The sequence below is a fragment of the Pseudomonas sp. WHRI 8519 genome, from assembly GCF_040224055.2.
Taxonomy (GTDB): domain Bacteria; phylum Pseudomonadota; class Gammaproteobacteria; order Pseudomonadales; family Pseudomonadaceae; genus Aquipseudomonas; species Aquipseudomonas putida_X.
Genome location: NZ_CP167996.1, coordinates 3,815,315 through 3,837,056 on the forward strand (window position 1 = coordinate 3,815,315; position 21,742 = coordinate 3,837,056).

At 55.9% G+C, this 21,742-nt stretch carries 18 protein-coding genes; 5 read left to right on the forward strand and 13 right to left on the reverse strand.

Annotation, left to right across the window (positions count from 1 at the left end; translation table 11 throughout):
• Positions 1-45: 45 nt before the first annotated feature.
• The 9 genes from ABRP30_RS17510 to ABRP30_RS17550 form a co-directional block, all read right to left on the reverse strand.
• Positions 46-999 carry an NAD-dependent epimerase/dehydratase family protein gene (locus ABRP30_RS17510; protein ID WP_349974978.1) on the reverse strand — a complete coding sequence of 318 codons (954 nt, stop codon included), beginning with the start codon at positions 997-999 and terminating at the stop codon, positions 46-48.
• A complete protein-coding gene (locus tag ABRP30_RS17515) occupies positions 990-1,982 on the reverse strand; it encodes a fumarylacetoacetate hydrolase family protein (RefSeq protein WP_349974979.1) in 993 nt (330 codons plus the stop codon). The genes ABRP30_RS17510 and ABRP30_RS17515 overlap by 10 nt, the downstream gene beginning before the upstream one ends.
• Complete coding sequence (locus ABRP30_RS17520; protein ID WP_349974980.1) at positions 1,979-2,551, reverse strand: cupin domain-containing protein; 573 nt, start codon at positions 2,549-2,551, stop codon at positions 1,979-1,981. Before ABRP30_RS17520 ends, ABRP30_RS17515 begins: the two co-directional genes overlap by 4 nt.
• Before the next feature lie 71 nt (positions 2,552-2,622).
• Positions 2,623-3,831 (reverse strand): MFS transporter, encoded by a 1,209-nt coding sequence (locus ABRP30_RS17525; protein ID WP_349974981.1) that lies wholly within the window; start codon positions 3,829-3,831, stop codon positions 2,623-2,625.
• 103 nt (positions 3,832-3,934) lie between these two features.
• The gene (locus ABRP30_RS17530; RefSeq protein WP_349974982.1) at positions 3,935-6,370 is read right to left on the reverse strand and encodes an MMPL family transporter; all 2,436 of its coding nucleotides are present in this window, start codon (positions 6,368-6,370) and stop codon (positions 3,935-3,937) included.
• Between the two features lie 5 nt (positions 6,371-6,375).
• Complete coding sequence (locus ABRP30_RS17535; protein WP_349974983.1) at positions 6,376-7,476, reverse strand: BNR domain-containing protein; 1,101 nt, start codon at positions 7,474-7,476, stop codon at positions 6,376-6,378.
• A gap of 54 nt (positions 7,477-7,530) precedes the next feature.
• Positions 7,531-8,895, reverse strand: coding sequence for a DUF1329 domain-containing protein (locus ABRP30_RS17540; protein WP_349974984.1), 1,365 nt, complete (start codon positions 8,893-8,895; stop codon positions 7,531-7,533).
• A 10-nt stretch (positions 8,896-8,905) separates the two neighbouring features.
• Positions 8,906-10,585 carry a DUF1302 domain-containing protein gene (locus ABRP30_RS17545; RefSeq protein ID WP_349974985.1) on the reverse strand — a complete coding sequence of 560 codons (1,680 nt, stop codon included), beginning with the start codon at positions 10,583-10,585 and terminating at the stop codon, positions 8,906-8,908.
• A gap of 320 nt (positions 10,586-10,905) precedes the next feature.
• Entirely contained in the window at positions 10,906-11,376 is a 471-nt protein-coding gene (locus ABRP30_RS17550) for a MarR family winged helix-turn-helix transcriptional regulator (RefSeq protein ID WP_349974986.1), read from the reverse strand.
• 284 nt (positions 11,377-11,660) lie between these two features.
• Here ABRP30_RS17550 and ABRP30_RS17555 point away from each other — a divergent pair, with 284 nt between their 5' ends.
• The 5 genes from ABRP30_RS17555 (at position 11,661) to ABRP30_RS17575 (ending at position 17,900) form a co-directional block, all read left to right on the forward strand.
• A complete protein-coding gene (locus ABRP30_RS17555; protein WP_349974987.1) occupies positions 11,661-12,614 on the forward strand; it encodes a PDR/VanB family oxidoreductase in 954 nt (317 codons plus the stop codon).
• 36 nt (positions 12,615-12,650) lie between these two features.
• The gene (locus ABRP30_RS17560) at positions 12,651-13,724 is read left to right on the forward strand and encodes an aromatic ring-hydroxylating dioxygenase subunit alpha (RefSeq protein WP_349974988.1); all 1,074 of its coding nucleotides are present in this window, start codon (positions 12,651-12,653) and stop codon (positions 13,722-13,724) included.
• Between the two features lie 147 nt (positions 13,725-13,871).
• The gene (gene fdhA / locus ABRP30_RS17565) at positions 13,872-15,068 is read left to right on the forward strand and encodes a formaldehyde dehydrogenase, glutathione-independent (RefSeq protein ID WP_349974989.1); all 1,197 of its coding nucleotides are present in this window, start codon (positions 13,872-13,874) and stop codon (positions 15,066-15,068) included.
• 193 nt (positions 15,069-15,261) lie between these two features.
• Complete coding sequence (locus ABRP30_RS17570) at positions 15,262-16,596, forward strand: MFS transporter (RefSeq protein WP_349974990.1); 1,335 nt, start codon at positions 15,262-15,264, stop codon at positions 16,594-16,596.
• Positions 16,597-16,625: 29 nt separating this feature from the next.
• Positions 16,626-17,900, forward strand: coding sequence for an OprD family porin (locus tag ABRP30_RS17575; RefSeq protein ID WP_349974991.1), 1,275 nt, complete (start codon positions 16,626-16,628; stop codon positions 17,898-17,900).
• Between the two features lie 140 nt (positions 17,901-18,040).
• Here ABRP30_RS17575 and ABRP30_RS17580 read toward each other — a convergent pair whose 3' ends face one another.
• The 4 genes from ABRP30_RS17580 to ABRP30_RS17595 all read right to left on the reverse strand — a co-directional run bounded on the left by ABRP30_RS17580 (position 18,041) and on the right by ABRP30_RS17595 (position 21,523).
• On the reverse strand, positions 18,041-18,154 hold the full coding sequence (locus ABRP30_RS17580) for a hypothetical protein (protein ID WP_372490328.1): 114 nt from the start codon (positions 18,152-18,154) through the stop codon (positions 18,041-18,043).
• 382 nt (positions 18,155-18,536) lie between these two features.
• Positions 18,537-19,172, reverse strand: a complete 636-nt coding sequence (gene grxB, locus ABRP30_RS17585) for a glutaredoxin 2 (RefSeq protein WP_372490329.1) — start codon at positions 19,170-19,172, stop codon at positions 18,537-18,539.
• Positions 19,173-19,206: 34 nt separating this feature from the next.
• The gene (locus ABRP30_RS17590; protein WP_372490330.1) at positions 19,207-19,944 is read right to left on the reverse strand and encodes an SDR family NAD(P)-dependent oxidoreductase; all 738 of its coding nucleotides are present in this window, start codon (positions 19,942-19,944) and stop codon (positions 19,207-19,209) included.
• A gap of 94 nt (positions 19,945-20,038) precedes the next feature.
• Positions 20,039-21,523, reverse strand: coding sequence for an FAD-dependent oxidoreductase (locus ABRP30_RS17595; RefSeq protein ID WP_349974993.1), 1,485 nt, complete (start codon positions 21,521-21,523; stop codon positions 20,039-20,041).
• Between the last annotated feature and the right edge of the window lie 219 nt (positions 21,524-21,742).

The window sequence follows — 21,742 nt, forward strand, 5'->3', positions numbered from 1 at the left end:
GTTCCTCTTATTATCTTCTGAAGCGTTCTAGCGGACGCGTGCCCGCTAGCGGCAGGCATAGCCCAAAGAGTTGCGTACTAAGTTCGTGGCAGAGATGTCATTACGGAATCCACATTCACGAGCGAGCGGCGTGCGGATCGGAGGGTGGCGCCCAAACAGCATTTCGAGATCGGGGTCTGGTCGATAGCTGAGCAAATTACGTCGGTCATTCCCGAGGATCTTGAACAGAGCCTCTGCCACCTGCCCCACCGAGAGGTGCAGTACGGGTAGTTGCCAGATCCGCGGGGAGTCGCAAGTGGCTACATTGATTTGCGCAGCGTGCAGCAGGTTGTCTACGCAGCACGCAGCGGACATCCACCACGCGCTCGCCTCAGGTGAAACTGGACACTCGTACTGCTCACCCGCCGCAAGACGCTGCATCAAGTCACTCATGAATGCCGAACGCAGACCATTAGGTTCGCTTGGACGGGCAACGATTCCGGGCAGGCGCAGCGCACGTCCATCAATCTCCCCACGACGGCTCAAATCATTCAGCTCTGTTTCGACCATCAGCTTATGCGCGCCGTATGCCAAAGCAGGACGCGGTACGTAGCCCTCATCCATTTTGGCCGGCAGCCCACCGCCATAGACCGCCACGCTGCTGGCGTAGACAATCACTGGCGGCTTAACCGAATCCCGCAGCTGAGAGAGAAGTTCCAAACTAGCCATCAGGTTCACCTGACGGCCTAGCGAATAATTCTTCTCTGCGGCCCCGCCGGCGACACTGACGAGGTGGAACACCACGTCGATGCCGTCGGCCAAGCTTCTTCTCAGGAGCGACGGCTCCGTGATGCTGCCGCTGACCAGCCGTACTCTCGGATCATCCGGGATGTTGTCCAGGCAGTGATCAATCAGCACAAGAGTGTCAATGGATTGCCCTCGCAAACGCCCCAGTTTGAGCAAACGCTCCACCAGTAGCCGACCAACAAATCCGGCAGCCCCGGTTACCATCACTCGCATGGTGCGCCCGCCTGAACCACTTGCTGGTCAATGGCGCCGAACAGCGGCGTGCCATCTCGGCAAACCGCCTCCATGCGTACTCGGTCACCAAATCGCATGAAGTTTGTTTGTGGGGCGCCATGCGCTATCGTCTCGATCGCTCGACGCTCGGCAATGCATGCTGAACCGACTTTGCGATCGGCGTTGGATACCGTCCCTGAACCAATCACGGTGCCTGCACTCAGTCGTCTGGTCAGTGCGGCATGAGAAACAAGCTGATGGAAGCCAAAGTGCATGGCTCCACCATGAGGATGGCCGAACCACTTGCCATTCCACGTGACATTCAATGGCAGATGCACTCGTCCCTCGCGCCAGTCTTCTCCCAGCTCATCAGGTGTAACTGCAACAGGTGCAAAGCTTGAGGAAGACTTAGCCTGGACAAAGCCAAATCCCGTTCTCATTTCCCTAGGCGCCAGCGCACGCAGGCTTACGTCGTTCAGCTGCAGAATCAGTCGTATGTGGTTCAGCGCCTCTGCTGCGCTACACCCCATCGGGACCTCATCCACCAGCACTGCGAATTCGCCTTCGAAGTCGATACCGTGGGCCTCGCTGGGTAACGCAATCGGATGCAATGGACCTAGAAAATCATCACCGGCACCCTGGTACATCAATGGCGTATGTTCAACGCCCTCTATCGCCTCCAGGTTGAAAGCTCGCTGCATCAATTCGCCATGGCTAAGAAAGCAGGAGCCATCCAGCCACTGCCATGCGCGAGGTAGCGGAGCGAGTACCTGCCCAGCATCGAACTCGATGATGCCTGGCACGTTGCGCAGGTTGAGCGATTCGTAGCGCTCTTGAAGAAGGGCCTCTACCTGAGGCCATTTTTCTACAGCTGACTGCATCGTGGGGGCGATGTCTGCCGCATCGACGGCATGACGCAAATCACGAGAGACAACCAACAGCCGCCCATCTTTTGTGCCGTCATCAAGAGAGGCGAGCTTCATTGCAGCACCTCCTGCAGGCTATCGGCATAGCGGCCATCGAGCAGGATGAAAACCATGCGGGCCATTTCACTGGTCCGGTTACTCCAGGCATGGTTGGTACCACGCTGAACCACGACGTCGCCTCGATGTAGATGGATTTCTTCGTCGTCCAGAACCAGCCACACCTCACCTTCGGTGACGATGCCGTAATCGAGCGTTTCCGTTCGGTGCATAAGCTTGTGTTTCGAGTCAGTACTGCCAGTACCCGCGTGCGACTGACCAATTTCAGCGAATGCAGCGGCGGCATCTTCAGCGCTAACCTGGTTCTGTACGCTATCAGGTGGAATATCAACCACTCGGATGACGCTTCCGTGTGTCACTGGACTCAGCGCCAGCGCTTTGAGGGTCGGATCTGCACCGTTATCCAGCAGTGCGGGAGTGGCGTCGCTGCTCCAAATCTCATGGAACACCGTGCCTGGGACAGACTTCAGTGCAAAACTACCAGGAGCGGCTCCCGAACTCGCAACCACTGCTGAACCGTCCGAGCTGTGCCCGGTTACCACACGCTTAAAAGAAGGAAGGGACTTCATGGAAACTCCATCAAAAACTGCGATAGTCGAAGGTGCCGCGCACCTCGATGAACGGCTTCATCCTGAAGGTATTACCCTTCTGTGGACTGCAAAGGCGCCGTTGCTACTTCAGCGCCTCGTACCATTCGGGGTATCAGCATGCAGGCAAGCGCCAGGAGTAACTGAATACCGGCAATGGCGGTGAGCGCATCAGGTAGTCGCCCATCAGAGGTGCCACCCAAGGACAAGACGACAAGTGGGCTGATGAACTCCCCCGCAAACAAAGCAGCGGTAAAACCTCCCGCCGCCCGCCCCCGTTGTGAGGCGCTGGTTTGAGCCATCACCCATGTCACCAGCGTAGGCAGCATCAAGCCAACGCCTGCACCATTGATGAACACAGCCACCGTCACTAGCTGCGTATTGTTTGTGCTGGCCATCAACAGACCGCCAAGCCCCGCTACGAAGAATGCGAGCAAGAGCAAGTGGTGACGCGCAATCCGATGCAAGAATCGAAATCCCAGGGCGCCAACGAGAACGCCAAGCTGATTCGCCCCCATGATCAGCCCTATCTGCTGTGGAGAGTCGACACCCAGCAGTTTCAACAGAAAACCTGCCTGCACAGGGACGATGAAAAGGCTGATGCCGGCAAGCACGCTGAAGAGGTACAACGTAAGCAAGCTCTTCCAGGGAAACTCTTCTTCGTCCCGTGCTTTGGCGACGGTAGCGTCCTTCGGCTGCTCCCAAAGTAACCAGGCCATCAGGGGGAGCATTACCACTGCGGCGCCATAGAGGAAGAATGGCGTACGCCAACTGGAATGGCTTAGTGCGCCTCCCAAGGCGATAAATACAGCTGCCGACAGCGACGTACAGACCATCTGCAAAGCGAACAGCCGCTCGCGTCGAGCCCCTTGAAAGTAGTCACCCATCAACGTGGTGCAACACGTCATGATGCCCGCCTCTGCCAAACCTAAACCCGCTCGGCTCGCCACTATCGCTGGCAGGGAGTCAAGCCATATAGGCATCAGACCGAAGAAGCCATATAGCGCCATAGAGGCCAGCAGCAAAGGCTTGCGACCTACACGGTCGGTGATCACGCCGGCCAACGGGGCGAACAGCGCAATCATCAATGCTGGAATCGTCAGGCTGATGGGCACCAGAACCCCAACCATTGGGCTATCAGCAAAATGCTCCTTCATGGCCGGCAGTACTGGAGCTAACAGAACAGCTCCCAAAACCGGCAAGCAACTGCCAAGCAGCAGTAGCAGTGACTGAGGCGCCCCAGCGCAGTTGTCAGCACGCATCCAGCACCTCCGCCCCGTGGTGGCGTGGCACATCTGCGCCAGACGCTAGCATCGTCAACTCATGTTCCATGATCATTTACTCTTTTTATTGTTGGCTCAACGATCAGCTCGAGTGTCCAGCCATGACGCGATCCTCAGGGACGTGCTCAGTGGCTTCCATCGTCTTGGCTCGATGGGTCGAAGGCAGTAGAAAATAAGCCAGGGCCGGAAGCAGAAGCAGTGCCCCCACCATGTTCCAGATGAACATGAAGGCCAGCAGTACCCCCATGTCCGCTTGGAATTTGATAGGAGAGAAGATCCAGGTCCCTACGCCGATTGCCAGCGTCACCCCTGTCAGCATTACTACCTTCCCTGTAGAAAGCAGAGCACGGTAGTAGGCGTCAGACAGGGAGGCCCCCTGGCGAAGATGCCCCAGCATGATGCTCATCACATACAGCGCGTAATCAACACCTATGCCCACCCCTAGGGCGATGACAGGCAAGGTGGCGACCTTCACACCGATCCCCAGCCAGACCATCAATGCCTCACACAGAATCGAGGTAAGCACCAACGGAATCACGGCGCAGAGCGTTGCGCGCCAGGAGCGGAAAGTCACCAGGCAAAGTAGGACCACCGCGCCATACACCCAGAAAAGCATCTCGCGGTTGGCCTCTCGGACAACGATGTTGGTCGCGGCTTCGATGCCCGCATTGCCGGCAGCCATGAGGAATTTCACATCAGGGGTATCATTGGCTGCCGCAAACGCCTCGACATGCTCAACCAGTCGAGTCAGCGTTTGCGCCTTGTGATCAGTCAGGTACACATACAGCGTCAGCAGGTTGCACGACTCGTTGTACAACCCCCGAGGGGCGCTGGCAGTGACCATGTTGAGCATGGCCTGGTTGTCCAGCAACTCGTACCATTTGGCACTGCCTTCTGACAAACCCACCATCATTCGACGGTTCAAGAGCGCCAGTGAGTTGGTGGAATCAACACCTGGGAGGCTACGCAACTGCCAATCAAGCTCATCGACCTTGCGCAGAACATCATAGTGCGCACATGCACCCGCGGGCGTCTGCACCATGATTGCGAAAAGATCGCTGCTTGCTCCGAATGCTTGGGTGATGAAGGCGTCGTCGCGGTTGTAGCGTGAATCAACGCGCAGCTCCGGTGCCCCGGCGTCCAGGTCGCCAATCGCCAAGTGAAGGCTCACAGCAAAGCCCAGTACGGCCATCACCAGGCTCACGCCAATGCACGCGCAAGCCCAAGGCTTACGAGTGAATAGATCAAGGAAGCGCCAAAACGGATGGCGGGCCTGGCCACTCTCTTCAGCACGCTCACTGCGCAAACTAAGCTGTGCCGCCTTGGGGCTCACGCCGACGAAGGAAAGCAATACTGGCAATAGAATTAGATTGGTGAAAATCAGCACCGCGACCCCGATACTGGCAATGATCGCCAGATCCTGGATGACGCGAATCTGAATGATCAACAGCACTGCAAAACCCACCGCATCACACAACAGCGCGGTCAGCCCGGCCAAAAACAAGCGCCGGAACGTGAACCGGGCAGCAACGACTCGATGCATTCCACGGCCGATGTCTTGCATGATGCCGTTCATCTTCTGCGCGCCGTGGCTCATGCCAATCGCAAACACAAGGAATGGCACCAAAACCGAGTACGGGTCGAGCTGCAGGCCAAGCACGGGTAGCAGACCCAATTGCCAAACCACCGCAACCAGAGAGCACGCCACGACTAGCAGCGTACTGCGAATGCAGCGTGTGTAAGCAAACAACACCGCCGTGGTAATGAGAATAGCGACGCCGAAGAATAGAAGAATCTGCTCCAATCCATCGATCAGATCACCGACTTTCTTGGCGAATCCAATGATGTGGATGTCAACACCATCACCTTGGTGCTTTGCCCTTAGCGCTTCCAGTTGCCCCGCGAGTACCGAATAGTCCAGCGCTTTGCCATCAGGCGTACGCGCCAGCAGCGGCACGTAAATAATGCTCGAGCGCTGGTCGAACGCCACCAACTGACCGATCTCATTCGAAAGCTGTACGTTTCGACGCAACTCGTTTATCGATTTGGCACTGCCATCGTAGTCATCTGGGATTACCGGCCCACCGTCCAAGCCTTCTTCAGTAACCGAAACCCAGCGGGTCGCAGGCGTCCAAAGCGACTTCATGTAGGCACGGTCTACCCCTGGGACCAGATAGATTTCTTCGCTGAGGGCTTGAAGCGCCCGGAGGTACTCTGGGTCATAAATGTCGCCATTGCGGTTAGCCACCGCAATACGCAATGCGTTTCCCAAACCGGACAGCTCTTTTTGCCGGTCCAGGTAGTTTGAAATATAGGGGTGCCCAGTAGGGATCGTTTTCTCGAAACTGGCGTTGAGTTCGAGCCGGGTTGACTGCCAGCCGAGCAGAACAGTTGCCAGAAGACAAAGCAGAAGCACCCAGTGACGGTGATTGAACAGAGCCCGCTCGACGATAGAGCCCGAGCGTGGATCGAACCCCTCGGGGCCAGAGGGGATTGGTTGGCGGCTAGCGCAATTCATAACACTCACTCCGAAACCGCTACTACGGGTTGCGCGACACGCGAAAGCCCGGTGAAGCCTGCGAACACCAAGCTACCGTCGTTATTTTCGATCACTGCCGAGACGGGCTTTTTCAACGGTTCAAGAACGGGCTTGAACGCAGACAGGGAACTGGCAAACAGCCCACCGGCCTGATTGGTCAGCAGCACTCGGCCATCACGTAAAGTGAGCGCGTCACTGAAGGTAACCGGTGCTTGAGGTGGTACTTCTTCTGGGCTATCGGAACCTCTCGGCAGCACAAATGCGTGCCCTTTCAGCCCGCCGATCAGCATCGCCCCATCACTGCGTTGAGCCAGGGTAAACAAACTACCTGGGTAACTGACTTCCAGTTGCTGGAAGCTCTGACCATCGCGGGAGCGAGCAAGGTAGCCCTGCTCTCCGGCCAAGATCCACGTGTCACCTTGGCGAGCTACAGCATAAAGATGCAGGCCCATGGGATTGTCGATCTGGCCCATTACCGAGTGCCAGGTCGTGCCACCGTCTTCAGTTCGCAGAGCCAGACCATAAGCCCCAACGACAAGTACCTGCTTGGCGTCGGTTATGGCCAAGGCGAGCAAGGGTTTGTCAGGCTCCTCTGCAATCAAGCGTTTGGCAGTCTCCAAGCGGCTATCCGAAGCTTCGGAATCAACTGCGTTGGAAGCGTCTTTCTCAGCGGCAGCAAGCTCCAGCTGAGCAGCGCGCCGGCCATCCAACTGCAACAGCCAAGTCTCACCCGCATCGTGCGTAACCAACACGACACCACTGTGCCCAACAGCCCATCCGTTTTTGTCATCGGCGAACTGCACAGCAGTCAGGCCTACGGACACGGGGACGGTCGCCTGACGCCACTGCTGACCATTGTCGTCAGAGCAGACAATCAGTCCTCGCTCCCCTACCGCCACTATGCGATCCCCCGCCCGCGCCAATGCCGTGTAAACAGCCCGCTGCGGGGAAGGAACCTTAGTTGCGGGGCTGCTCAACACGTTGCCCACCTTAAGGTCCTGAGGTGATGCCTGCGCTAGGCAATGTGGGGCTGCCGGCAAAAGCAAGGCAAGCAACACGCCGCCAAGCTGACGTAATGTGTTCATATCTACCTCGAATTCCTAGCTGGAAAAGGAGGGCCGAAAGCCCTCCTCACACACTCAGCGCACGCCACGTCCGGCCATTGCGGCGGGCGAGAATTCGGCTGGCTTGTACTTGTCGACGACCGCGTACTGCTGATCCTTGCCTGCGTAGAGGTTCTGGACAAACCACGCACCCGAGACCAGGTCATAGAAGCCGGAAGACAATTGAGCCACTGCGGGCAGATCAGGCATTACAATCGGGAGCGACCAGAGTGTTTTAGACAACTGGCCATTTGCGTCCCAACGATCACCCAGCATGGCCTGCCAGGTGTCCTCATCAAGGTAGTAGCGCCCTTTAGGCAGTTGATGGCGCTTGCCAGGAGCCAGGTCCGCCTCCACTACCCATACACGATGCAACTCCCAGCGAACGTAGTCAGGATTCATGTGATGCTTGGAGAAAAGATCCTCCGGCTTCGACGCTACTTGCACCTTGTTGGTGTTGTACGGAATGTACATCTCCTGCTTGCCGACCAGCTTCCAGTTGAAGCGATCCATTCGACCTTGGAACACACTCAACTCGTCGAACGACATGACACCCGCGGTAGCTGGAGTCGGTGTGTCGCAACATGCATTGGGAAGCTTGCGCACGCGTCGCTGCCCGGTCAGGTACACATGTGCTTGAGTCTTATCGCCGTTAAGGTTGGTGCGCCCCAAGATCTGTTCGCCAGCACGCAGTGGTGGCCCTACGTTGAGCAAGCGGAAGAGCCAGTAATCGCCATCGAAGGTCGATGCACTGCCATCCTTGTAGTAATAAGGCATCTCTTGGATAGCCTTACCGTCGGTGGTCATCACGGGCGCGCCGTCGGCTGTCATCAAGTAGTGACGGAAGTCCATCGCTACGGAGGTGCCACGCCAGTTCAGGACATGGTTCCACATCGCCTCCGTCCCGTTCTTAGGCACTGGGAATGGAATACCGCCGTAAGCGCCCTCAGGAATCAAGCCCGCGCTGCTTTCCACCAGCTTGGCCTCGCGAGCATTTTTCAATGTGTTGTCGTATACCCACTGAGGTGCAGCTGCGGTGCGCCTAGTCTGGTAAACATCAATGCGATAGCTCTCTGGGTAGCGCTTGAACATCGCCTTGGTGCCCTCACTAAGGCGAGCGGCATATTGATCCACATTTTTGGCAGTGATACTGAAAAGAGGCCTGTCCGCTGCAAACGGATCGCCGCGTTTCCCTCCCTCTTTGAATGAGGGGTCCACCTTCACGTATCCACCATCCCAGGCTGGGATGCTGCCATCGGCGTTACCCGCACGCTCGGCCCCCAGCGGGGTCAATTGTTTGCCAAGATCATCAGGCCCAGCGGCATGTGCGAGCGGCAGGCTCAACGCAGCGGTACTGATCAATACTGCGCAGAGTGTCTTGAGAGAAAATGGTGTAGTCATGCGAGTCCCCTCAGAATGTTGTTTTAACCGAGAAGGCCAGGTAGTCCCGGTCTTTCAGTGATTGTTTGAAGGTGAACTGGTTGGCCGAATTGAGGTTGGTGTCCTCAGGGCCGTAGTAATGGGTGTACGTCAGACCGAATGTGACTCGGTCCATGTAAGTAGCGCTTACGCCGACGTTGAAGTCGCCGCCTTTATCAGGCCCGAATGAGCTAACGACCGCGGACTTGCCCATCGGGAAGTAGCTGATACCCACAGGTACACTGAGATCGATGCCGGGGAAAACCTGGCGATAGGTAGGTGAGTACACAAGCTTGATGCCGACACCGTCATCCGTTGCACCAGGATCAAGCGCAGCCCTGTTTTTTGTCACGCTCAGCAAGCGGTTCCAGGCGACTTCTCCAACCAAGCTGGCCTCGTTCGAAATGAACGAAGGGCCCAACGAAGCAATCATGTTGAGGTTCAAGTGGGCTGTGCGCCCCACGGCATACAGAGGGTGGTCGTCATTGTCTGCCTGAAGCCCTGGCAACACCGTCTGGCCGTTCGAAACCAGAGGCATGTTCCAACGCATGGAGGCCTCACCTGCGAAGCTGTATTCGTCCACGGCCGTGGAGAAGCTCGCCCCGAGTGCACGTATATTCTCGGGGTAGACCCAGTAGTACTCACCGACCTGGCCGGTCGCAAAATTCGGCCCCGTCGTGCCTGGCTTTAGATAAAGCTTGGGGGTTTTATCGTGATACTGGATTGCATAGAGCCCGTATTCCACCGTATCTGCGTTGTAGCGCAGCTGAAGGCCACCCTGGCCTGAACTCTTCGCTTCTTTATCGTTACCGTGAAAGAACGCGGCGGGACTGCCCGGATTACCGCCCAGGAAAGGTGGGAAAGGCTCCCCAACGATCAAGCGCTCGTTGCCTTCGCCAATCGTGTCGCTAACCGAGAAGTAGCTGCCAGCACCCGGTAAACGCGTCTCTTCCCACTCAAACTGATAGTAGGCACCCACCGACAGATCGTCGGTCAGCTGATAGGTCGTGGAAAGCTGGCTGACCGGACGAGTGATCTCCTTGAACTGGGTATTGGGTACGGAAATGGCCTTCACAACATCAACCGGGGCCATGCCTCCCGCAATGCCGTTAGCACCGAAGAACAGGCTTTCGCCCCAAATGAGACCATGACGCCCGGCCCGAACAGACAATGCGCGGTCTGCGACACTGCCGTTCCAGTAGAGGAACGCATCGAGCAACTCACCATCACCGCCATGCAGATGACGGGTGTCATCAGTGAATTCGTCATACGCCACTGAGCGGGCGTTTGCGCGGCTGGGGTCGTTGTTGTCGTTATCCTTCTGATACTCGGTATCGAACCAACCGGCCGCACTGACGCGAGCACCGAAGTCTCGATAGCCAAGATCCATCTCAGAGAGAACATCGAGACGATTCGAAATGAGACCCTTGTTGAAGCTGCGATCACCATCATCTTGGTTGAGCGCAACGGGACCGCTGGATAACTTGCTGCTCTGATCCTTCAGGCGCCAGGCAGAGCTGTATTTGAGCGTGTTATCCCACCGAAGGGTCAGGTCAGGCGAACCGGTTTGGAATTCAAACGCTTGAGCGCTTGGAAGACCGCAGACCAACGCGGCAGCAACAGTCACGGCGAAGGGTGCACGCCGCGATATGGCATAGGAGCGAAAAGCCATTGAACAAACCCTCTCTTATTTTTTTTGTTGGCATTTTTTCTGTCACCGAGAACTGGGTTAGGCTGCCCAGCCATGGCAGGCGTGTAGATCTGAGTGACCTCTCCCAGGCGGGATAAACCAGGAGTTGGCGACAGATTGACGTGCAGGGTTTGCTCTGACTAATCGCTTGTTCGGATGCGACCTATCGTGAACCGCGATACCTGAGCGAACGACAGAGCGAGAGAGGATTGCGCAGTGAGAGTGAGATGATCTACAGAGAAAAGCTGCCCAAGAGGACAGCTTTAAAGCACTGAGACCAGTTGAAACGAATAGATGAAGCCCTAAGGCTTTTCTGGGTCGTATTGATTAACGTTGGCAACCTGGGCGTTCAGGCGACCCAGTAGATTAATCAGCGTATCCACTTCCGATGGAGAAAGGCCGCTCAGCAGGCGACGCTCGCGCTCCAGTGCAACCTTCAAGACTCGGTTGTACAACTCCTTGCCGCTTTCGGTAAGCGAAACGGTATAGCGCCTTCCATCAGCAGGGTCGACCTCAGTGCAGACCCGCCCTGCCACCTCTAGAGCATGGAGGGAGCGGCTGACAGCACTCTTGTCGAGACCGATCACCTGGCAGATACGGTTGGCAGTGATCCCGCTTTCCACAGCCAGCATGGAAAGCATCCTCCACTCCACAACGCCTATCTCGAAGTGTTTCCGGTAGCACTGGGAGGCGCCTGACGAGAGCTTGTTGGATAAAAAATTCAGCAGCGCTGGCACGTAGCGAGCGAGGTCCAGCTGGGCTTCCGAGGCCATTGAGCGCACACCTCCAATCTGCATTTCTAGAAATTAGTTGACACCGCAACTAATTGATCCGAGGATTAACTCAACCGATAGCTGGGGCCAGCCCAGCATGATATGCCGTCAAAGCACCTCACAAGAATAATTATCAGGTAGTGCCATGAAAAATCGCGATCCATCCGCCTCCCACGTATCCAGCCGCAATCCTGGACTACCTCCGTTCGCACCAGGCTGACCTCCCCACAGTTGAATTAACCTCCCGTATTTTTTGTAGCCACTTAAGTGTGGAGGGGTAAGTAATGCTTCAAGTCAACGTCAGCCGAAAGGCAAACGAAGCTGAGGGTGTTTGTAGCTTTGAATTGAGTCCCGTAGATGGGGAAACCTTGCCACCCTTCGAGGCCGGTGCTCACATCGATGTCCATATCCCTTGTGGGCTTATTCGCCAGTACTCGCTGTGCAATGACCCCCGAGAGCGCAATCGCTATCTGATCAGTGTCCTCAACGAGCCCAGTTCCCGCGGTGGGTCTGAGGCGATGCACACGGTGGTCAACCAAGGCGACAAACTGACCATCAGCGCGCCCCGTAACCTGTTCAAACTGGATCATAGCGCTACGCATCATCTCCTTTTTGCGGGTGGCATCGGCATCACCCCGATCCTTGCAATGGCATATGAGCTTAACCATCAAGGCGCTGACTTCGAGCTTCACTACTGCTTCCGCTCCTGCGAGCGAGCAGCCTTCGTGAACGCTCTCGCTGACGCACCATTCGCGGATCGCGTAGTTCTTCATGATGACAGCAGCCCACAACAGCAAAAACTGAATGCTGCCGCGCTACTCGACACGGTTGATGAGGGACGCCATCTCTACGTCTGCGGCCCCGCCGGATTCATGAATCACGTGCTTGAAACAGGTGGGGCTGCTGGCTGGCCGCAGGCACGGATGCACAGAGAGTTCTTTGCCGGGCAAACCATTGATCATGACGCCAACGCCAGCTTCGAGGTAGTGCTCGCCCGCAGCGGCAGAACCTTCGACGTTCCGGCCGACCGTACCGTGTTCGAGGTCTTGGACGAGGCAGGCGTCGAGATAGAAACCTCCTGTGAACAAGGGGTCTGCGGGACCTGCGTGACCCGCGTACTGGAAGGCATCCCTGATCACAGGGACCAATTCATGACGGCAGATGAACACGCCAGGAATGACTGCTTCACGCCTTGTTGTTCCCGGGCAAAGTCGCCTCGGCTCGTCCTCGACCTTTGATTTCCATAAAACATTCACTGTGTAACGGAGACTACTATGACTGCCTCCCCTCTCTCGCTTGCCCACGAAATTTCGCCTGCTAAACCATCCACATTCCCGCTCAACCAATGGTACGTAGCTGCGCTGGGCTGGGAACTCAAGGATCGTCCCGTAGGCCGAACCTTGCTGAACAAATCAGTCGTAATGTTCCGCACTGCAGATGGAAAGGTAGCTGCCCTTGAGGACCGCTGCTGCCATAGGGCTTTGCCTCTTTCAGACGGCACCCTTGAAGCGGGTGGTCTGCGCTGTGGTTATCACGGTCTCTTGTTTAACGATGCAGGGAAATGCATCGAAATTCCGGGCCAAGATAAAATTCCCAGCAAAGCGAAGGTGGCTGCGTTCCACGTCGTCGTAAAAGACCAGATCGTCTGGATCTGGTTCGGGAGCGCCGAGCACCCTGAGCCTATCGGCGAACCGCCAGCCTACGATGTCCACAGCAGTGGAGACTATCTTTTTGATGGTGATGTGTACCACTACGATGCCCCGTATCAACTGATTCACGACAACTTGATGGACCTCAGCCACTTGGGTTATGTCCATCTGCGCACTATTGGTGGAAATGCCAGCATTCACATGAATGCGAAAATGACCGTAGAAAGTGACGATAATTATGTGCGTGTCGTTCGCCACATGCCGGGTTCTGTTCCGCCCCCGACATACGTCGCCGCTTACCCTTTCAAGGACACCGTCGACCGGTGGCAAGAAATTGAATTCCATGTCAGCCACTTACGTATTTGGACAGGTGCCGCTGACGCGGGAACTGAGTCCTTGGACAACCCAAAACGGGGTGGCTTCCACATGCGAGGGTTCCACGGTGTAACACCAGAAACCGAAACCACCAGCCACTATTTCTGGACAATCGCCACAAACCCGAAAAGTAACCACGAAGAGGTGAAGGCAAAAGTCGTCCAGCAAACGATGATGACGTTCGATGAAGACAAGGTTGTCATCGAATCTCAATACAGGAATATGTGCCGTTTTGGTGAGCGGCCAATGATTGATATTCACGTTGATGCCGGCGCCAACAGGGCGCGCCGGATCATAGAAAAGCTTTGCAACTCCGTAAGTTGAGTGCGCAGTGCATTTATATCGTGCGGGTATCTATGCACTTTTTTTACGCGCAGTAAACGCAACACCGCCCCGCCAGGGGTTCGCTAAAACACTCTGCATCAGAGTGAAACTTGTTCAATGATAACTACAACAGAGCGAGGCATTGCTATGTCCGGAAATCGTGGCGTTGTGTATCTCGGGGCCGGCAAGGTAGAGGTACAGAAAATTGACTACCCCAAAATGCAGGATCCGCGGGGTAAGAAGATTGAGCACGGTGTAATCCTCAAGGTAGTCTCCACCAATATCTGCGGCTCCGACCAGCACATGGTCCGCGGCCGCACCACCGCCCAGGTCGGCCTGGTATTGGGGCACGAAATCACCGGTGAAATCGTCGAACTGGGCCGTGATGTAGAACGCCTGAAAATCGGCGACCTGGTGTCGGTACCGTTCAACGTCGCCTGCGGCCGCTGCCGCTCGTGCAAAGAGATGCACACCGGCGTCTGCCTCACCGTCAACCCGGCCCGCGCCGGCGGTGCCTATGGCTATGTCGACATGGGCGACTGGACCGGTGGCCAGGCCGAGTTCGTGCTGGTGCCGTACGCCGACTTCAACCTGTTGAAGCTGCCTGACCGCGACAAGGCCATGGAGAAGATCCGTGACCTGACCTGCCTGTCCGACATCCTGCCAACCGGCTACCATGGCGCTGTCACTGCCGGCGTTGGCCCAGGCAGCACCGTCTACGTTGCTGGTGCCGGCCCGGTCGGCCTGGCCGCCGCTGCCTCAGCGCGCCTGCTGGGCGCCGCCTGCGTGATCGTGGGTGACCTGAACCCGGCCCGTCTGGCCCACGCCAAGTCCCAGGGCTTCGAAGTGGTCGACCTGTCCAAGGACACCCCGCTGTACGAGCAGATCGTCGACATCCTCGGCGAGCCGGAAGTGGACTGCGCCGTCGACGCCGTTGGCTTCGAGGCCCGTGGCCATGGTCATGAAGGTGCCAAGCACGAAGCACCGGCTACCGTGCTGAACTCTCTGATGCAAGTGACCCGCGTTGCTGGCAGCATCGGCATCCCGGGCCTGTACGTGACCGAAGACCCGGGCGCGGTCGATGCCGCCGCCAAGATCGGCGCGCTGAGCATTCGTTTTGGCCTTGGCTGGGCCAAGTCGCACAGCTTCCACACCGGCCAGACCCCGACCATGAAGTACAACCGCCAGCTGATGCAGGCGATCATGTGGGATCGCATCAACATTGCCGAGGTGGTGGGTGTGCAGGTGATCAGTCTAGATCAGGCGCCTGAAGGCTACGGCGAGTTCGATGCGGGGGTTCCCAAGAAGTTTGTCATCGACCCGCATAAAACCTTTGGTCACTAGCAGCTAACTCATCGAGAACCCAGGCATCACATCTGCTTGATGCCTGGGTTCAGCAAGTCGCTTTGCATGTGCCACTGATCACAACAATAAAAAGGTAACGCCATGTCTACCCGACTCTCCCCTCAGGCAGGGGTGGACAGCCTGTCCGCCAGCTTTCCCTTCCGGCCTTTCAACACTCAAGAGGCCCGCAATCATGAGTAACTACGCCGGAAATCAGCTCGACGAAAAGAAGATGTCCGCTTTCCAATGGTGGGTCATCGCTCTCTGCTTTGTAATCAATATGCTGGACGGATTCGACGTTCTGGTGATGGCCTTCACTGCCTCTTCTGTAGCGGCTGACTGGGGGCTCAACGGCCTGCGACTAGGCTATCTACTGAGCGCAGGTTTAGTCGGCATGGCAATCGGCTCACTGTTCATTGCTCCCTGGGCCGACCGCTTCGGCCGCCGACCGCTAATACTTGTATGCGTAGGCGTAGCAGGGTCGGGCATGATCGCATCTTCCCAAGCTACCAGCCCGGAAATGCTTGCAGCTTTGCGCTTCGTTACCGGTCTGGGAATTGGTGGCATCTTGGCCAGCAGCTATGTCATCGCGGGTGAATACGCCAACAAGCGTTGGCGAGGGCTCGCAATCAGCCTGCAATCAACTGCCTACGCGCTTGGCGCAACCATTGGCGGGCTAATCGCAGCAAAAATGATTCCTGCGCTGGGATGGAGATCCGTCTTTCTTTATGGCGGGTTCGTCACCCTCGCAACGCTTCCTGTGCTGTTCATGTGGCTGCCGGAATCGCTCGTGTTTTTGATGTCGAGCAAATCTGAAAGCGCAATCAAGCGTATCAACCAGCTGCGCCTCAGAGTAAAACTCGCACCGCTCAGCGAAATGCCTGCGTCGAGCCAGATTGAGCGCCCATCACTGCGTGCATCGTTTGCTCAGCTATTTTCTCCTGCCCTCTTGCGCTCAACGCTGCTGATTTGGGCCTCGTTCTTCCTGGTGATGTTCGGTTTCTACTTTGTCATGAGCTGGACGCCAAGATTGCTGGTCACTGCGGGACTGTCCAACGAGCAAGGTATCACCGGCGGAGTGCTTCTTAATGTAGGTGGCATATTCGGAACAGCGCTAGTAGGGCTATTGGCCGCTCGCTTCCGGCTGTCCAGGGTGCTGATGATCTATCTCCTCGCCAACGCTTTGCTGCTCGCGGTATTTGTGAAATTTACAGACACGCTGAACTTAGCATTCATTCTGGCTATCTTGATCGGCATCTTCGTCAATGGTTGTGTCGCGGGGCTCTACGCATTAACACCGGCCATTTACGATGCAAGCCAGCGTGTGACTGGCCTGGGTTGGGGTATCGGTATTGGCCGGGCAGGCGCAATCGCCTCTCCTCTTGTGGCTGGACGCTTGATCGACGCGCAGTGGACGCCTTCTGACCTGTACATGCTGTTTGCAATGACGTTCGTTCTCGCCTCTATCGCTGTCGCGCTACTGAGAATAAGTCCACCCGCTCCCCTGCGCTCTGCAACAAGCCTCTGAAATACCAAAATAAAAAGAAGGTAAATCCGATGCGACGTTTTTCCGATTGCTTGCCGCTGATTGCGCTGGGCGTGCCATCGCTTTGCATGAGCACTTCTGTTTCAGCAGCATTTTTTGAAGACAGTTCCGTTGCTTTGACCACCCGAAACTATTACCTCGATCGGGACTACAAAGGCGACTCGCCTGTTTCCGCGGTCCGTGAGTGGGCACAAGGCTTCATTTTCAGAGCAAACTCAGGTTTTACAGAAGGTCCCGTGGGCTTGGGTTTGGATCTGACGGGGATGTTGGGTGTGAAGCTTGACTCATCACCTGAGCGGTCAGGTACTCAACTCTTGCCTATAGATCCTCAGACGCGCAGAGCCAAGAACGAATACTCGGAACTCGGCGTGGCGGTGAAAGCGCGGTTCTCAAAGACGTATCTCTCTGTTGGCACACAGCTTCCTTCGCTTCCCGTAATTACTGCCAGCCCTGCCCGCCTCCTGCCGCAGACCTTTAGAGGAGCGTCGATAACTAGCTCGGAAATCGAAAACCTCACGTTCCAAGCTGGGCGGATGGATCGAGTCAATCTGCGAGACTCAACAAACAACCAACACATCGCTATGGCCTCACCGAACGGACGGTTCCGGCCTGGCGTGTTTTCTGATCGCTTCGACTATCTGGGTGGCGATTATCGCGTATCAGAAAATTTCACAGCACGCTATTTCCATGCAGCGCTTGAAAATATCTATGAGCAAGACTTCATTGGAGGCATACACTCCATTGCAGTTGGCCCCGGGAAATTGAAAACCGAATTGAGGGTTTTCGACAGCCGAGAGAACGGCCGTGCAGAAGCGGGCAAGGTAGACAACCTTAATGCCGGGCTAACGCTGAGCTACCAAACGGGTGGCCATACGTTTGGCGTGGGCTACATGTATCAAACTGGAGATACGGCATTCGCCTACCTCGCAGGGGGCGAGCCCGTCGTTCTGAGTGATGGGACGATGAGCGCGGATTTCGTGAACCCGAAAGAACGAACGATGCTTCTGCGATACGACTACAACTTTGTGGCGATGGGCATCCCAGGGCTAACAGGTATGATTCGCTACTTGAGAGGAACGAACATTGATTTACCCAATCTTGGCAGGGGCAACCTAACGGAGTCGTCCAAAGACCTGGAACTTTCTTACGTCGTTCAGTCGGGACCGGCAAAGAATTTGGCCTTTAGAGTCCGGCATGCATTCTACCGAAACGATTTAAGTTCTGCGGCGACCTTTAAAGATGACAATGAAATAAGAGCAAACATAGATTACACAATAAAGTTTTGACATCCAGCATAGCGACTGCGCACGCATGATGAATGCGTAGTCGCCTCTGAAGATCCCACCACAACCTCACAACTGATCGAAAAACGGCCAACACTGACAATAGTGTCACATGGTATTAAGCGCCGCCTCGTTCTTGATACTTATGCGAGGACACAGTTAAGAGAAATATCAATCCCTCGATGAGCTTTGATCCCGAAAGGAGCTTGTAGGGTATTGAGCACTTTGCGAAGGTGGCAAATCTGGAGATCAATCATCTTAGTACTTGGATCAAAGTCATATCCCCAGACATCAATCAGAATGATTTGCGACTAACGACTTGCCCCCATGTCGAAGCAGAACCGCAAAAAGTTTGCATGAAGTTGGCTTCAACGCAAGTCGCTGCTCGTTGATGTGCAGCACTTTCTTGCGCACATTCAGGGACAGCACCGTCCCGCAAGCGCCCGTCATCTCGGAAATCCCCGAATCCCAGGGTACATTGCTGAAGCAACTAGACACGGTAGGTAGCTCATTTTCAGACATGAGTAATCGCCGCCAATGGCAACATTAGGGCGTATACCGGTACGCTGACGGTTGCCATCAGCGTATTAGCCCTGCACAAGCGTTCTGCCTAGCTATAATCCCGTAGGGAAGAACCGATCAGCTGGACTGCTTGAACAGTAATTCCACGCCGGATTTCTGACTGATGCGCTCCATAAAGGAACGCAATGCCTCTGGAAAAGAGATATCGCGGACGATGGAAAGCGAACGCAGCACTGGCCAAAGCGTGATGTCGTTGATCCCTAGGGTCGCTCTGCCCTTCAATAACGGTAACAGCGCCTGCAACATGGGTTCTACATCGGCCACCAGTTTCGGCGTTGCGTTACGCAACACCTGCAAGTCACCAAAGGCTTGCTCCTCACGCTGGCGATAGGCCTCTCTGGCTTGCGGCGTGGCGAGTTCCGAAAAATCACCTTCGACGAAACGAGGGATGAAAAGCTTGAGTGCGATGGGCCAGATTTCCTTGACCCAGGCATCCAGAGTCTCGTCCTGTGGCGCGAGCAGCACCCGAGTTCCGATGACATCGACATAGCGGACGATATCCAGGCTCTCGCCCTTATGGGTGCCGTCTTCCTTTTCCAGAATGGGTACTGCCTTTTTTCCAATCAGCCGGGTGGGTGTCTCAACATCGCCTTCCATGACGACCTCAAGATCGACAGGAAGACCTTTGAGGGCAAAGATCATCCGCGCGCGCGTGCAGAACGGGCAGTGTTCGTAGATATAAAGTTTCATCATGCTCTCCCCTTGCATGGCATTGAAACCGTCTGGCTCAGAATTGCACCGATCGGGTAAGCCCGCCATCGACCAGCAAGTTTGTACCGGTGGTGAAGCTGACAGCCGGACTCGCGAGAAAAACAACTGCCTTAGCCACTTCTTCTGGCGTAGCCATGCGCCCCAGTGGATTGTCCGCCAGACACTTGGCGAAAGTCTCCGGTTGCTCGCGTTCTATATCGCCCCACACGCCATCTGCAAAATACATGTTGCCGGGAGAGACGGAGTTCACATGAATGCCTTCGCTTGCGTGCCTTGCCGACAAGGTTTTGCCGTAATGCAGCAAAGCAGCCTTCAGAATTCCGTAGGGCTCCGCGAACATATCGACCTCCCGGCCGGAAACGCTGGAGATCAGCACAATCGAGGCGGCAGCTGGTTGGCGTAGTGCTGGGAGTGCGGCTTTAACCATCCCAGCGCTGCCCAGCAGGTCAGTGTCGAACGCCCGACGCCAAGTATCGAGATCATCACCACCCGCCAGCGCACTCACGTTCGGGACCACGATATCCAGACCACCCATTCGTTCCGCAGCCGCGGTGACCCAATCCGCCACTTGCTCGGGCTGCGTGACATCTACAACTGTACCGAACGCACGAGCACCGAAATCCTTTTCGGCGCGCTCAACGCCTGCTGCGCCACGAGCACAGAATGCCACCTGCGCGCCCTCCTGAAGAAACAACTCAACGATTGCTCGGCCTATACCTCGCGACGCACCACTGACCAGCACGCGTTTAACCACGATTCCAGACACTCACTTCGCAGGCAGAAATGGCCTTAGTGAACCTAATACGGCAAATAGCTCCCTCAGGGCGGCACCATGCCGCATCTAGATTTCAGTGATAGATACGCGCTGTATCAGACACAAACCTCTGGAGCTCCTGCTCCCGTTTCTCTTCTGTCCAGCCCAACGTATTCGCCGCGATCTTGGACAGGTGCTGCGCTTTGTCTCTGCCGAGAGTAGACGGATTCAACCCTTCTGGAAGTCGACGCCGAATCAGGTCGGTCAGCGTCACCACATGCTCTGTTTTGATGATTCGGATGATGTCCTCGTCGTTTTGAGCAATGCTCGGCCCTACCAGCATTCCCTTCGGAGCGGCATTCCGCTTGCCTAAACTTTTCTCGACTGAGGTAGCAGCCAACCGGCCGGCGTGACGATGCATCATGATGTACGAACCCGTCATCGTGACCATGTTTGGCAGATTCGGATCTTCAATGGCCCGGACCGGTAGGCTCACATTCTCGCCGTCCGTCGTCGACATCGGACGAACCCCACACCAGCTATGTCGCACGTCATCGCGAGTTAGCTTGAGTTGAGGGAAAAGCAGGTTGGTCTCATTCAAAATGTACTCAATTTCTGAATCCAAAACTTGAACGTTATCGGGGTTTTCGGACACAACCGTTTCGGTTGGCCCTACGAAATGGTGATCTCCCCAAGGGAAAACGTAGAAAGGCTCACCCTTGCTGGAGAAGGCTTCGAGGCCTTGACCCTTCCAAGAGTCGGGTAGGCGGACCATTACGTTCACACCTTTTTTCCCCACGACTCGCTTGGTATGGCCGGACACTCCACCTGGTACTCGATCAACCCAAGGGCCAGCGGCATTCACAATCATCTTGGCCTTAACGCGGGCTTGGCCTGAGCTTCCAGGTGCTTGATCGTCAAGCGTCAACGCCCACATCGAATCATTACGCTTGATCCCAGCGACCTGAGTGTAGGTACGGATTGTCGCTCCCCGACGCTCAGCATCGAGAGCAGTGTCCATGCAAATTCGCTCCGGCCAGTCATACATGTATTCCTCGAATACCGCGACACTGGAGATTGGGGCAGAAAGCCCTGCGACCATCTGGCTTTCTTGGGCTGCCTGTCTCGACGAGATTTTTCTGTAAGCCAACGGCACACCTCGGCTTGCTACCTTCTCCATGAGACGGAAGCCAAGATCTACCAGCCAGTGCGGATATTGATCGCCTTTTCGGAATGGATACTGGAATCTGTGCTTCGTTAATCTGTGCGGCATGTCCCGCACTAGCTCCGCCCGGCAATGCATGATATTTCGCGCGTAAACGAACTGATTCCACAATTCGTGCAGGCGGAAAGGAATTTGCCAGAGCGGGAAATGAGGGGCGAGGTAACCAACCCCGGAGTACAGCATGCGACTGGAACGGGATGATGTGCCTGAACCGATGTCGGCACGCTCTACCAGTAGAGTTCGATAGCCTCTCCCAGCCAACTCTCTCGCAGAAGCGCAACCTACTGCTCCCCCTCCGACTACGACAACGTCGTAGATCTCACCTTCGAAATTTGCCAGGGGGGCACGCGCCATGGAGCTACCTCATCAAATCTGTAGAATTATTGTATACGTAGGAGGAACTTCAGCTTTTCGGGCGGCTGAATCTAGTAAGCGCCCACAGGGTACACTTTCTGCTTCTGCCTAAAATGCTCTTCTTCAATTTTATGTAGCCGCGCTACCAGCCGCTATTACGATTATGACAAAAACCGTTACCCGGACGCTTTAGCAGCTTTCATCGAAACACTGAACGGT

What these genes read in the sequence shown, in the direction of transcription:
- ABRP30_RS17510 (WP_349974978.1), bottom strand. Translation starts at nt 999, where the DNA reads ATGCGAGTGATGGTAACCGGGGCTGCCGGATTTGTTGGTCGGCTACTG.
- ABRP30_RS17555 (WP_349974987.1), top strand. Translation starts at nt 11,661, where the DNA reads ATGCTTCAAGTCAACGTCAGCCGAAAGGCAAACGAAGCTGAGGGTGTT.
- ABRP30_RS17560 (WP_349974988.1), top strand. Translation starts at nt 12,651, where the DNA reads ATGACTGCCTCCCCTCTCTCGCTTGCCCACGAAATTTCGCCTGCTAAA.
- fdhA (WP_349974989.1), top strand. Translation starts at nt 13,872, where the DNA reads ATGTCCGGAAATCGTGGCGTTGTGTATCTCGGGGCCGGCAAGGTAGAG.
- ABRP30_RS17575 (WP_349974991.1), top strand. Translation starts at nt 16,626, where the DNA reads ATGCGACGTTTTTCCGATTGCTTGCCGCTGATTGCGCTGGGCGTGCCA.
- ABRP30_RS17530 (WP_349974982.1), bottom strand. Translation starts at nt 6,370, where the DNA reads ATGAATTGCGCTAGCCGCCAACCAATCCCCTCTGGCCCCGAGGGGTTC.
- ABRP30_RS17595 (WP_349974993.1), bottom strand. Translation starts at nt 21,523, where the DNA reads ATGGCGCGTGCCCCCCTGGCAAATTTCGAAGGTGAGATCTACGACGTT.
- ABRP30_RS17535 (WP_349974983.1), bottom strand. Translation starts at nt 7,476, where the DNA reads ATGAACACATTACGTCAGCTTGGCGGCGTGTTGCTTGCCTTGCTTTTG.
- ABRP30_RS17540 (WP_349974984.1), bottom strand. Translation starts at nt 8,895, where the DNA reads ATGACTACACCATTTTCTCTCAAGACACTCTGCGCAGTATTGATCAGT.
- ABRP30_RS17525 (WP_349974981.1), bottom strand. Translation starts at nt 3,831, where the DNA reads ATGCGTGCTGACAACTGCGCTGGGGCGCCTCAGTCACTGCTACTGCTG.
- grxB (WP_372490329.1), bottom strand. Translation starts at nt 19,172, where the DNA reads ATGATGAAACTTTATATCTACGAACACTGCCCGTTCTGCACGCGCGCG.
- ABRP30_RS17515 (WP_349974979.1), bottom strand. Translation starts at nt 1,982, where the DNA reads ATGAAGCTCGCCTCTCTTGATGACGGCACAAAAGATGGGCGGCTGTTG.
- ABRP30_RS17570 (WP_349974990.1), top strand. Translation starts at nt 15,262, where the DNA reads ATGAGTAACTACGCCGGAAATCAGCTCGACGAAAAGAAGATGTCCGCT.
- ABRP30_RS17550 (WP_349974986.1), bottom strand. Translation starts at nt 11,376, where the DNA reads ATGGCCTCGGAAGCCCAGCTGGACCTCGCTCGCTACGTGCCAGCGCTG.
- ABRP30_RS17520 (WP_349974980.1), bottom strand. Translation starts at nt 2,551, where the DNA reads ATGAAGTCCCTTCCTTCTTTTAAGCGTGTGGTAACCGGGCACAGCTCG.
- ABRP30_RS17545 (WP_349974985.1), bottom strand. Translation starts at nt 10,585, where the DNA reads ATGGCTTTTCGCTCCTATGCCATATCGCGGCGTGCACCCTTCGCCGTG.
- ABRP30_RS17580 (WP_372490328.1), bottom strand. Translation starts at nt 18,154, where the DNA reads ATGATTGATCTCCAGATTTGCCACCTTCGCAAAGTGCTCAATACCCTA.